Source organism: Cohnella sp. GCM10020058, from assembly GCF_042683485.1.
Taxonomy (GTDB): domain Bacteria; phylum Bacillota; class Bacilli; order Paenibacillales; family Paenibacillaceae; genus Cohnella.
The window spans coordinates 1,044,342-1,056,987 of sequence record NZ_JBHUJV010000009.1; the positions used below are offsets into that span (position 1 = coordinate 1,044,342).

Below are 12,646 nucleotides of genomic sequence, written 5' to 3' on the forward strand. Positions count from 1 at the left end.
CGTGATTGCATGAAGTTTGTAATATTCGGCGCCGGTACGTTAGGTAAAGCATATTATACCTTACTGAAAGATGAATATGATATTGTCTGTTTTGCAGATAATAATTTCGAGAAGCATGGAACTAAACTTCTAGATTTGTTAATCATTAATCCCGAGGGTATTATCAATAGAGGCTTAGAAGTAATAATCACGAGCAATTATCATCTCGAAATTGCACAGCAACTCTACGATATGGGAATAAAAGAGTTTTTTATTCCGAATAATTATGGGACATCTGAGTTGTCAAAAATAAATCTAGAACCATATGGAGAAATCAAGGAAATACCTAATAAAGTCTGTGTTATCGGTCATTTCAACGCAGGTGCACTATCGAAGGCGCTCAGCTCTTATAATCCATACAATGACATTGAAGTGACTCTTGTAAAGGCCTCCAAAGTAGATAGTGAGTACTTTTATCATTATCTTTCTAGCAGCCTTGTGATAACGCAAGCAAGTGAACAGTGCGGTAATAAAAAGTCGATAGAATTATGGCATGGGTTTACAATAAAGACGCTATATTTTATGAGCCAAGAAGAAACCGAAAGAAGCTTGTCCGTAAGCAAAAACGAAATTTTTAGTAAGAAGTCAGCAATCTGCTCTATGTCGCATTTATATAGTGTTTTTATGGGATACTGTCTTAGACTTGAATATGAAAAGTTTATAGTTACTGGGTATCCTCGTAACGATATGATTTTCAAATCAGATGGTAAAAAAAAGCTTGAAAAACTCTGTGGTCCGATAAATCAGCGTAAAGTTATATTTTATGCGCCCACGTATAGAGAGTCGCTGTATACGAAGAACGGAAACCGTGCGGCATTTGTTAGCGACATGCCCGGGTATGACGAGATATTATTCAACAAATTTCTTAATGAAAATGATATTTTATTTCTATATAAGAAACATTCCATTCAACTCAGTGGGAATATGTTTAATGACTCACTCAACATAGTAGAAGTTACAGATGATATGCTGCTTGCCCACGACATAGACCTTTATGAAATTTTAAATGGCATAGATTGTCTTATTTCGGATTATTCTTCCATTATTATAGACTTCTTGCTTACGGACAAGCCTATCATCTTTACCCCCCTAGATCTTGATGAATATAGCAAAACAAGGGGATTAATGATGGAGCCCTATGATGCCTGGATGCCTGGCGAAATAACCCTGGCTTATAATCAATTTCAAAAAGCTATTTTTGATTCGTTATACGGTGAAGATAAATTTAAACAGGATAGAGAGCGTTTAAAGCGAATTACGCATAAATATACGGATGGCAATTCATCGGAGCGAGTACTTGCGCTGGCGCGTGAATTATTAGGGATTGGTGTACACGATTTAAAAGCATTGGGGGAATAACTAATGAAGAAAATAAAGGTTCTCCAATTGCCAATTGTCAATCAACGCGGTGGTATAACGCACTACTCAATGAGGAACTGGGACTTCATAGACAAAAATAAGTTTCGTTTTGATTTTGTAACCTTTAGCAAAATCCTTGATTTTGAAGATGAACTAACGAGTGACGGATGCAAAGTTCATTATGTATCTTGCTATGCGGAAGAGAATAGGAAGCAATTTATATCGGAATTAAAAAAAATATTGTCCGAAGGCTATGATGCTATTCATTTACACACCGGGCACTGGAAGAGCTTTCTTGTCGAAGAGATCGCAATTGAAATGGGGATTCCTATTATAATTGTTCATGCTCACAACATGGCGGTTGGTATAAGTGATCCTATTTTAAGACAAAAGGCAATTGAAAGGCATGAACAGCAAAAAAAGCTTTTTATGCCACATCATGCTACGCATTTTGTAGCATGCTCACAGTTAGCGGCGGATTGGCTTTATGGCCCCCAAATCCCAAAGGAGAAAATTCGTATACTCAAGAATGCAATTGATACGAATAAGTTTGCTTTTAGTCCAAAAGTTCGCAAGGAATATAGAGTGAAACTTAATATTGAAGACTCTTTTGTGATCGGACATGTCGGAAGGTTTGTTTATCAAAAAAATCATAAGATGTTGATAGAGGTTTTTGCAAAAGTAAGCAAGGAAATACCGAATGCAAAATTAATGTTAATCGGAGATGGAGAGGAATTTAACTCGATTAAGGATTCTGTGCATGATCTTGGACTGGAGGAAGATGTGCTTCTTCTTGGACGTCAATCGGATACAGAGGTCCCTAAGTTGATGCAGGCAATGGATGTGTTTTGTAATCCATCTAGGTTTGGCGGACTGGATCTTACGTTAGTTGAAGCACAAACTACAGGACTAAAATGTTTGGTCACTGCCGATATCATGCCTGAATCGAAAATTACAGAAAACCTACAATTTCTACCGCTCGAGGTTAATGCATGGTATGACGCAATCATTGAATTGTCAAAAGGGTTTTCGCGTACAGATTGCAAAGATATTGTATCAAAGGCGGGATATTCACTGGAAAATCAAATCCATGAGTTAGAAAGAATTTATTCTGGACTAGAGTAACCGGTGGCTTGATTCATTCACAGCAGTATAAGTTAATGCACATAGATTGATACCGCTTTCAAAATCCCCATTGACACAAAACTTTCCATGATGGTATATTCTCGTTGTGGGCCAGGCCAAATCGCCTATAGCAGTGGAATCATTGATGCCATTGAATTGAAGATGAAGGGAATGTTATGCACATGCAAGGTAAAGTGAAATGGTTCAACGCAGAAAAAGGATATGGCTTCATCGAGGCAGAGCAAGGCGGCGATGTTTTCGTTCACTTCTCCGCGATTCAAATGGACGGCTACAAGGCGCTTGAAGAAGGCCAGCCGGTTGAATTTGACATCGTGCAAGGTGCACGCGGCCCGCAAGCAGCAAACGTTATCAAAATCTAATAATAGAGCGCCGCAGGGCGTTCGGCTTGTATAGATAGAACATCGGTCCTGAATACGATTGATGGCCACCCCGCCTCGGAGAAATCCGAGGTTTTTCTCTTAAGTTAACCGTTTTCAAAGCTATTTTCAAAGTTAACAGAAAATTCAAAACAATCATCGGAATGTTTTGAAATCGGCCTCCGTGGTATGTTAAAATGAAGTCAGCAAAGGAGGCAACAGCATATGAAATATACGATTCGCGGTCAGCGCATGGAAGTCACGGCAGCCCTGAGGGAATATGTCGAAAAGAAGCTAACCAGGCTCGAACGGTATTTTGAAGCGCCTCCCGAAACCGATGTTCAAGTAACGCTTAGCGTAACCAAAGGTAGCAGCGCAGTTGAGGTAACGCTCCCGCTTCCGGGCATGTTTCTCCGGGCGGAGGAGAAGAGCAACGACATGTACGCTTCGATTGACCTCGTAGTGGACAAACTCGAGCGCCAGATCCGCAAACACAAGACCAAATTGAACCGTAGAATGAAGCAGGACAATCAAGCCCGTATCTTTAAGGAAACCGTTCCGGGAGCATCGTCTTCCGCCACTGCAGTCATGCTGGATGAGGAAGAGGACTTCGAGCTCGTGCGGACGAAGCGGTTCAAGTTCAGGCCGATGGAGGTTGAGGATGCGATTCTGCAGATGAATCTGGTCGGTCACAATTTCTATGTATTCGCCAATTCCGCGACGAAGGAAATGAATGTCGTCTATCGTCGGAATGATGGGACGTATGGCTTGATTGAAGCCGATTAAACCCTAATATGAAATGAACCGGCCTCGGCATATTGCCGAGGTCTTTTATGTGTCCGTACACATATGTCACGTTCCTTGCCCCCCTCCCGCCAAACTGCTAAAATATATAGATACGGTCATCCCGGATAGGGGAAGGGGTATCATATGCTCGGAATAGTGAAGAAGATATTCGGAGACGCCAACGAGCGCGAAGTGAAGCGGCTGTCCAAGACGGTCGATGAGATCAACGAGCTGGAGTCTTCGATTAAAGGGCTGAGCGACGAACAGCTCCGTGCCAAGACGGACGAGTTCCGCAATCGCCTGGATAAAGAAAATTTTGAGTTGGACGATATTCTGCCGGAGGCGTTCGCGGTCGTGCGCGAGGCGGCGCTTCGCGTGCTGAAGATGCGTCACTTTGACGTGCAGCTGATGGGCGGCATGGTGCTGCACAGCGGCAAGATCGCGGAGATGAAGACCGGGGAAGGCAAGACGCTCGTCGGTACGCTCGCGGTCTATCTGAACGCGCTCGCCGGCAAGGGTGTGCACGTGGTCACGGTCAACGATTACCTGGCTCAGCGGGACAGCCAGCTGATGGGACAAGTCTATGAGTTCTTAGGCCTCACGGTCGGCTGTAACCTGCATGGTCTTTCCCATGAAGAAAAGCAAGCCGCGTATGCGTGCGATATCACGTACGGCACGAACAACGAGTTCGGCTTCGACTACCTGCGCGACAACATGGTGCTGTACAAGGAGCAGATGGTTCAACGTCCGCTCTATTACGCGATTATTGACGAAGTCGACTCCATTCTGATCGACGAGGCGCGTACGCCGCTGATTATCTCCGGCCAGGCGCAGAAGTCGACGCAGATGTATTATCAGGCGGACCGCGTGGCGAGCCGGCTGTCGGATACCGAGGACTTCACGATCGACGTGAAAATGCGCAGCATCGCGCTGACGGAAGCCGGCGTGACCAAGGTGGAGCAGGCGTTCGACATCGAGAACCTGTTCGCGCACGAGCACGTGCTGATCAACCATCACGTGAACCAGGCGCTGCGCGCGCGCTTCATCATGAAGCGCGACGTCGACTACGTCGTCCAGGACGAGGAAGTCGTCATCGTCGACGAATTCACGGGCCGCCTGATGGCCGGCCGCCGTTACAGCGATGGGCTGCACCAGGCAATCGAGGCGAAGGAAGGCCTGAACGTACAGAACGAGAGCATGACGCTCGCGACGATTACGTTCCAGAACTACTTCCGGATGTACCGCAAGCTGGCCGGCATGACCGGTACGGCGAAGACGGAGGAAGAAGAGTTCAAGCGGATTTACGGTCTCGAGGTCGTGCAGATCCCGACGAACCGTACCAACATCCGCAAAGACATCCCGGACGTCGTCTACAAGACGGAGAACAGCAAGTTCCGCGCTGTCGTCGAGGAGATCGTGAAGCGTCACCAGACCGGGCAGCCGGTACTGGTCGGTACGGTATCGATCGAGAACTCCGAGCGCGTGTCGGAAATGCTCAAGAAGAAGGGCATCAAGCACCAGGTGCTGAATGCCAAGTATCACGCCGAGGAAGCGGAGATCATCTCGAGCGCTGGACAGCAGGGTACGGTCACGATCGCGACGAATATGGCCGGTCGCGGTACGGACATCTTGTTGGGCGAAGGCGTGCCGGACAACGGCGGCCTTCATATCATCGGCACCGAGCGGCATGAGAGCCGCCGGATCGACAATCAGCTCCGCGGCCGCGCAGGCCGTCAGGGCGACCCGGGCTCCTCGCAGTTCTACCTGTCGATGGAGGACGAGCTCATGCGCCGTTTCGGCGCGGACAACATCATGGGCATGATGGAGCGTCTGGGCTTCGACGAGGATTCCCCGATCGAGAGCCGTCTCATCACCCGTGCGATCGAATCGGCGCAGAAGCGCGTCGAAGGCAGCAACTTCGACGCCCGCCGCGTCGTCTTGCAGTACGACGACGTTATCAACCTGCAGCGCGAGAAGATCTACGGCGATCGCCGCCAGATCCTCGGCTCAGAGAAGATTCGCGATGTCGTGATGCCGATGATCAAGTCGGTCGTCGAGCGCGCGGTAGACAAACACTGTCCGGGCGACGACGTGCCAGAGGATTGGGATCTCGAGGGTCTCGCAAGCTATGCGCATGCGAACTTCCTGCCGGAAGACCGCGTGAACAAGGACGAGCTGTGGGGCAAGGAAAAGGAAGAGATCGTCGAGCTGCTCATGGCGCGCATCGAACAGCTGTACAGCGAGCGCGAGGAAATGATCGGCGAAGAGACGATGCGGGAGTTCGAGAAGGTCGTCGTTCTCCGCGCGGTCGACAGCAAGTGGATGGACCATATCGACGCGATGGACCAATTGCGTCAAGGTATTCACCTGCGCGCCTACGGCGGCAATGATCCGCTTCGCGAGTATCAGTTCGAAGGCCACAACATGTTCCTCTCCATGATCGAGCGGATCGAAGAAGAAGTGACGCTCTACATCATGAAGGCGCAAGTCGAGAGCAACGTGAAGCGCGAAGCCGTGGCCGAGGGCCAAGCCGTCGATACCAAGGCAGAGGCGGGACCGAAGCGTCCGGCGCGTTCGCCGGAGCAGCGCATCGGCCGCAACGACCCTTGCCCTTGCGGCAGCGGCAAGAAATACAAAATGTGCCACGGTCGCATAGACTGATTCGAGGCACGGGAGCGGTGCTCCGCCGGGCGGCCTAACCGGGCCGCGTCCGGTGAGCATCGCTCTTGCATGTCGGGCGAACGGTAGCGACTGACATACGACGCCAGGCAGCATGATTGATACAAAGCTAACACCGGACCGCAAGCCGGGCCGTATTCTACGATGAGGTGATTTTAAATGGCCGTTAACGACTACACAGCCAAGCAAGACCTTCGCGAATCCGCGAAGCGACTCACGTACCTTAGGGGGTCTCTTTGACTTAGGTCTCAAGCAAGAAATGATCGCGAACTTCGAAGAGAAGATGAGCGCGCCCGACTTCTGGGACGACAACGAGAAGGCGCAGGGCCTCATCTCCGAGCTTAATGCCATCAAAGGTGTCGTAGAGCAATATACGACGCTTGCGGCCGAGCAGGAGGACCTCGAGGCCATGCAGGAAATGCTCGAGGAGGAGTCGGACGCGGATCTCGAAGCCGAATGGGTCGGCAGCGTCAAGTCGCTGTCCAAGAAGGTTGACGACTTCGAGCTGCAGCTGCTGCTCAACCAACCGTACGATAAGTCGCATGCAATCCTCGAGCTGCATCCGGGCGCAGGCGGCACGGAGTCGCAGGACTGGGCTTCGATGCTGTACCGGATGTACACGCGTTGGGCGGAAAAGAGGGGCTTCAAGGTGGAGCTGCTCGACTATCTGCCGGGTGACGAAGCGGGCATCAAGAGCGTGACTATCATGGTGCGCGGCTACAATGCCTACGGCTACCTGAAAGCCGAGAAGGGCGTACATCGTCTGGTGCGCATCTCTCCTTTCGACGCGTCGGGCAGACGCCACACGTCGTTCGTGTCCTGCGACGTCGTGCCGGAGATTCCGGACGACATCACGATCGAGATTCGTCCCGAAGACCTGCGGGTCGACACGTATCGGGCGAGCGGCGCCGGCGGCCAGCACATCAATAAGACCGACTCGGCAATCCGGCTCACTCACTTGCCGACCGGCATCGTCGTTGCCTGTCAGACGGAGCGCTCGCAGATTTCCAACCGCGACCGCGCCATGAAGATGCTGCAATCCAAGCTGTACGAAAAGAAGATTCAGGAGCAGCAGGCCGAGCTGGCCGCCATCCGCGGCGAACAGCTCGACATCGCCTGGGGGAGCCAGATCCGCTCGTACGTTTTCCACCCGTACAGCATGGTCAAGGACCATCGTACGAGCGTCGAGACAGGCAATGTGCAGGCGGTAATGGACGGGGATCTCGATCCGTTCATCGACGGCTACCTGCGCAGCCAGATCAAGACGGATCCGGCGGCAACTGCCGAATAATTGACCGAGGCGCACGCGCTTTGTTCGAATAAAGCATGAAGCAAGTTCCGACACTAATGGCAACGCGAGGAAACGTTTCTTCCGATCGCCGGCACGGCTCCGCTCATCAGGAACCGGTGCCGGCATCCGTCCGAAGTGAACCTATCGCGCCGCCGAGGTGGAGGAGCTTGCTTTTTTTGCATGGAAGTAACGCTCTAAAATAAAAGGAAGTGGGCTTCATACGATGGAAAATGCAAACGAAGCGAATCGGGCGGAGCTTCCGCTTCATCCGGAGCCAAGGCCGAACAAGCGCCGGCGCAAGCCGCGATCGCCGCTCTACCGCAACACCGTGTCTATGGCGCTGCTGCTCGCGGGTTCCTTTCTCATCGCGGTCAGCTTCAATTTGTTCTTCTTGCCCAACAAGATTGCTTCCGGCGGCGTGTCCGGCATCTCGGTCATCGTCAATTACTTGACCGACATCAAGCCCGCCTATACCCAATGGACGCTCAACATCCCGCTCTTCCTCGCGGGGCTCTCCGTCTTCGGCAGCCGCTTCGGCATCAAGACCGCCGTCGGCTCCATCGTCCTGCCGCTGTTTGTGCTGCTCACCGCGCACTGGACCCCGCCGACGCACAACCCGCTGCTCGCCGCCATCTACGGCGGTCTCGGCGTCGGGCTTGGTCTCGGCCTCGTCTTCCGCGGCCAGGCTTCCACCGGCGGCCTCGACACGGCCGCGCAGATCCTGCACCGCTTCACCGGCCTGCGCCTCGGCCTTGCGGTCGCCACGCTCGACGGCCTCGTGATTCTCTCGGCCGGGATCCTCATTGCGCCCGAAAACGCGCTCTATGCCCTCATCGGCCTGTTCGTCACGAGCAAAACGATCGACGTCGTGCAGACGGGACTGCAGACGTCCAAAGCCGCGTTTATCGTGACGACGCAACCCGACAAGGTGTCGCAGGCTGTGCTCATCGACCTGGACCGCGGCCTCACCAAACTGCAGGGCGAGGGCGGCTTTACCGGCGAGCAGCGACCCGTGCTTATGACCGTCGTCGGCCAGAACGAGGTGACGCGCCTCAAGCTTCTCGTGCAGGACGCCGATCCGGGCGCGTTCGTCATTATTACGAACGCGGCTGAAGTGCTGGGGGAAGGGTTTCATAATAAATAAAACAGAACGATTTTGTGCAAATAAGCTAAATAATAAGGGTAGCATTCAGTTAATTGATGGATGTATGCCCTTTTTTTGCTTGTAAAAAACTGCATATAACTTTAAGATGGAAAAGGATTTTATTCTAAATTTAGGGAGAGATAGAATGTTTATTAAGGCAGTACGCACACCGAATCGGCTTTTAGTTTTGCTCTTGATTATGATGTCAGTCCTGACCAATGTCGGGATCGCTCAAGCTGCCAGCCTCAATTTATCGTTGACTGCGGGAGGGCAGACGACCTTTGTCATTGATAAGGACAATAACGTTTATGGGTGGGGGTTAAATGACAACTATCAACTGGGAGACGGAACGACGACCAACCGTAAAGTTCCGACTCTCGGTTTCAATAATTCCGACATTGTCCAGTTGGCTAGTGGTGAAAAACATACTTTAATACTCACAAACAACGGTAAGGTGTACGCGTTCGGGGCCAACGATGTAGGTCAGTTGGGTCTTGGGACTACATCGGCTTCTGAGGCAACGCCTCAATTAATCGCTGCTTTATCGGGTATTTTTATTGTCGAGATCAGTACCTACGATAACTTCAGTCTGGCACTGGATAATCAAGGAAGGGTTTATTCCTGGGGCTCCAATAGCTACAGTCAGCTTGGACGCACGGGCGATACGACGCTCCCGCTTCAAGTTACATTTCCCGGCGGAACTGCTTTTCCGACGCAGGTTGTAAAGTCCATTAATGCGGCCAGAGCTACATCTTATGCCGTAATGGCTGACGGTACGGTGGCGGGGTGGGGAGATAATTTTTACCGACAAGTCGTTAACCTGGCCGGATACTCGACGATATCCACGCCGAACAAGATCGCTGGCCTAACGAACATTTCCAAGGTCAGAGGTGCTTGGATGGGCGCACTGGCTTTGAACGTCAACGGCAACGTTTATTCTTGGGGAACCAATATGTTTTACATTTTAGGTCAATCGGGACTAAATCAGGCATACGGGGCGACGCAGATTTCGGGCTTGTCGGGCGTAAAGGATATTGTTATGGGGAACACGCAGGCTGCGATTCTTGGTAGCGACAAAAAAGTAAGAGCGTGGGGCGACTACACGCGAAGCGGCACGACGGCGACGAGCAATTTTTATACGCCTACGCAAATCGCTAATGTTAGCGGCAATACGCTTGCGATCGCCGGCGGCTACTGGCATGTCGTGCTCTTGCAAGAAAACGGGCAGGTATACGGATTCGGAGATAACGGGAAGGGACAATTGGGCAATAACACAACGACCTCCTCCAAGCTGCCTGTGCTGGCTAGCCAGACGTTTAATCTGAATCTCTCTCCCAATGTCCCTTCTCAATTGACGGCATCCGAGGTGTCGCCGAATTCCGTCAAGCTAAGCTGGCAGGCATCCACTGGTTATTATCCGGTAAATGGCTATAACATCTATAGGGATGGAACGCTGGTCGGCACTTCGACAACCGCTTCTTATACGGCGACAGGGCTTGTCGCTAACAGTTCATATAGCTTTACAGTCAGAGCAAAGGACTCTCAAAATAACTTGTCGCCTTCCAGCTCCGCTGTTGCAGTCCAGACGTTATCCACGTTGCTATCGGCCGTACCCGGGCCAAGTAAAGTACAGCTGTCATGGAATGGAATCGCCGGTGCCGATAGCTATAGTATCAAGCGGGCACTGACAGCAGCCGGACCATTTGCGGAAATTTCCAACACTAATACGACCTCTTATACCGACACCGGCGTCATTGGCGGCGACACGTATTATTATAAGGTCAGCGGATTTGTCGGTGGCGTAGAAACCGGTCCTTCCAACACGTTAACGGTCACGCCATTACCGCCCGATCTGACCCCTCCAAGCGTACCTGCGGGACTTGCCGTTCAGGGACGCACTACAACGGCTATAAGTCTTACCTGGAACGCATCCACGGACAATGTTGCCGTCGAAGGGTATGAGGTATACCGGGACGGTGTTCTGGCGGGAAGTGTAATGGGGACGGTATATACCGTTTCGAATCTTAGTCCTGGGACTTCATATCAATTCACAGTCAAAGCAGTCGATAGCTCCGGCAACGTTTCGAATTCAAGCGGGATTTTGGTCGGAACCACCTACGATGGTCTGCCCAACACTATTGTAATCGGCGGTACTAGCGGCTTGCATGCTGCGCCCAATACGCTGGACCATTGGCAAAACATCTCTCCGGATAGTCTGAATTACGATGGAATTGCGGTAGCGGATGACCGACTGCTTGCCATTGGTTCGAGGAGCGCGCCTAACGGAGGCTTAGTGAGCTACGGCTATTTGGGCGGCGCCCAAGGATGGCAGGGACCGATCGAGACGCTTGATTCAAATCAAATCAATTCGCAAATGCCGGTTTATGCTGCGGTTTACGGAAACGGCAAGTATGTCGTTGCCGGGGGGCTGCGCAATGGAAACCTGGTCACGACTGCGGGCTTTACTTCAAGCGATGGCATCCACTTTACACAGACCATAAACGGTTTCAGGAATACGACAACCAACTATACATCGGGTCAATCCATGGGAGTTGTCCAGGACGGCGCCTTTGGAGCGGGGAAATTCGTACTGGTCGGCAATGTAGATAACCTGAACTACACAGCCTATTCTGCAACCGGCTCGAACTGGACGATTCAGTTGACGCCCACGGCATTGAATTATAATGCCATTGCTTACGGTAACGGCAGATTCGTTGCAGTCGGTAAGTATCCGAGCGGAAGCTCGATGAATCCTGTTATAAGTAAGTCTGCCGACGGGGTGACCTGGAGCAGCACGCCTCAGGTTTTAAGTACGTACGCAAATAAGCAGTTAAAGGGAATTGCTTATGGCAACGGAACGTATGTAGCAGTCGGAACTGCGGGACTTATTCTTTATTCTTCAGACGCATCCAATTGGACGTTAGGTACTTCCGGAACGACTTATGATTTAAATGCGGTCGCATACGACGAATCGACGAACAGCTTTATTGCAGTCGGATCGGGCGGCACGGTATTGGTGTCCGCGACGGGTGCCGCATGGTCGGCGAGTACCGTATCGCCGGGCGGCAATCTTCTTAGAGTAGCCGTTTACCATGGCGATCTGGTGCAGGATCATACCGCTCCGGTTAGCGCTGCAACAATATCGCCTGTATCGCCAAACGGGAGCAATGGATGGTACAACAGTGCAGTATCGTTAAGCTTATCTGCAACGGACAATTACGCTGGCGTTGACCGTATTGAATATCGACTCGACAGCGGAAGCTGGACTACGTATGCCAGTGTCGTTTCGGTTACTTACAGCGCCCTGCATAGCTTGGAGTATCGAAGTATCGACAAAGCCGGCAACATCGAAAATGTCCAAACTACGTTGTTTGGAATCGATACGGCGGTTCCGTCGACTGCGATCGAGTTTAATGGAGCTGCTGCAGCAGAAAATCAAACCTATGACAGCTCCCTGATTATCGATCTATGGGGCTCCGATTCCGTGTCGGGCGTTTGGCGAACCGAGTACATGCTCGACGGGGGAGCTTTGACCACTTATGCGGGTTCCATTGCCGGCTTGTCCGCGGGCAATCACGATCTAACCTACCGGACGGTGGACATGGCGGGCAATGTTGAAGGCTGGCAATCGATTCACTTTACGATAAACTAACAACGGTTATTTGAGGAGCGTGCGGTCTGCACGCTCCTCTTTAAATTAAAGGGAAGGTCCAAATCTTTCATTGAATAAATACTCATTCGAATGTATAATGATACACATCGACAACCGGACCCCGCGAGCCGCCGAGCCGCCGTCCGCCGCGTCCCGCAGCGCCGCTTGCGCAGCTGCATCTTACATAGCCGGGA

Annotated in this window: 8 protein-coding genes; all 8 read left to right on the forward strand. The window is 51.3% G+C overall.

Annotation, left to right across the window (positions count from 1 at the left end):
• Positions 1–9: 9 nt before the first annotated feature.
• The 8 genes from ACFSR7_RS19810 to ACFSR7_RS19845 all read left to right on the forward strand — a co-directional run bounded on the left by ACFSR7_RS19810 (position 10) and on the right by ACFSR7_RS19845 (position 12,452).
• Complete coding sequence (locus ACFSR7_RS19810; RefSeq protein WP_378164512.1) at positions 10–1,398, forward strand: CDP-glycerol glycerophosphotransferase family protein; 1,389 nt, start codon at positions 10–12, stop codon at positions 1,396–1,398.
• A gap of 3 nt (positions 1,399–1,401) precedes the next feature.
• On the forward strand, positions 1,402–2,523 hold the full coding sequence (locus tag ACFSR7_RS19815) for a glycosyltransferase (protein WP_378164514.1): 1,122 nt from the start codon (positions 1,402–1,404) through the stop codon (positions 2,521–2,523).
• Between the two features lie 182 nt (positions 2,524–2,705).
• Positions 2,706–2,903 carry a cold shock domain-containing protein gene (locus ACFSR7_RS19820; protein WP_143106717.1) on the forward strand — a complete coding sequence of 66 codons (198 nt, stop codon included), beginning with the start codon at positions 2,706–2,708 and terminating at the stop codon, positions 2,901–2,903.
• A gap of 222 nt (positions 2,904–3,125) precedes the next feature.
• The gene (gene hpf / locus ACFSR7_RS19825) at positions 3,126–3,686 is read left to right on the forward strand and encodes a ribosome hibernation-promoting factor, HPF/YfiA family (RefSeq protein WP_378164517.1); all 561 of its coding nucleotides are present in this window, start codon (positions 3,126–3,128) and stop codon (positions 3,684–3,686) included.
• 144 nt (positions 3,687–3,830) lie between these two features.
• On the forward strand, positions 3,831–6,347 hold the full coding sequence (gene secA / locus ACFSR7_RS19830) for a preprotein translocase subunit SecA (RefSeq protein ID WP_378164519.1): 2,517 nt from the start codon (positions 3,831–3,833) through the stop codon (positions 6,345–6,347).
• Positions 6,348–6,524: 177 nt separating this feature from the next.
• Positions 6,525–7,656 (forward strand): peptide chain release factor 2 gene (gene prfB, locus ACFSR7_RS19835; protein ID WP_378164521.1). Its coding sequence is split into 2 segments (ribosomal slippage): positions 6,525–6,602 and positions 6,604–7,656, totalling 1,131 coding nucleotides; the frame shifts between segments, so codons are not numbered across the junction.
• A 223-nt stretch (positions 7,657–7,879) separates the two neighbouring features.
• Complete coding sequence (locus tag ACFSR7_RS19840; protein WP_378164522.1) at positions 7,880–8,800, forward strand: YitT family protein; 921 nt, start codon at positions 7,880–7,882, stop codon at positions 8,798–8,800.
• A gap of 145 nt (positions 8,801–8,945) precedes the next feature.
• On the forward strand, positions 8,946–12,452 hold the full coding sequence (locus tag ACFSR7_RS19845; RefSeq protein WP_378164524.1) for an OmpL47-type beta-barrel domain-containing protein: 3,507 nt from the start codon (positions 8,946–8,948) through the stop codon (positions 12,450–12,452).
• Positions 12,453–12,646 lie beyond the last annotated feature (194 nt).

What these genes read in the sequence shown, in the direction of transcription:
- ACFSR7_RS19810 (WP_378164512.1), top strand. Translation starts at nt 10, where the DNA reads ATGAAGTTTGTAATATTCGGCGCCGGTACGTTAGGTAAAGCATATTAT.
- ACFSR7_RS19815 (WP_378164514.1), top strand. Translation starts at nt 1,402, where the DNA reads ATGAAGAAAATAAAGGTTCTCCAATTGCCAATTGTCAATCAACGCGGT.
- ACFSR7_RS19820 (WP_143106717.1), top strand. Translation starts at nt 2,706, where the DNA reads ATGCAAGGTAAAGTGAAATGGTTCAACGCAGAAAAAGGATATGGCTTC.
- hpf (WP_378164517.1), top strand. Translation starts at nt 3,126, where the DNA reads ATGAAATATACGATTCGCGGTCAGCGCATGGAAGTCACGGCAGCCCTG.
- secA (WP_378164519.1), top strand. Translation starts at nt 3,831, where the DNA reads ATGCTCGGAATAGTGAAGAAGATATTCGGAGACGCCAACGAGCGCGAA.
- ACFSR7_RS19840 (WP_378164522.1), top strand. Translation starts at nt 7,880, where the DNA reads ATGGAAAATGCAAACGAAGCGAATCGGGCGGAGCTTCCGCTTCATCCG.
- ACFSR7_RS19845 (WP_378164524.1), top strand. Translation starts at nt 8,946, where the DNA reads ATGTTTATTAAGGCAGTACGCACACCGAATCGGCTTTTAGTTTTGCTC.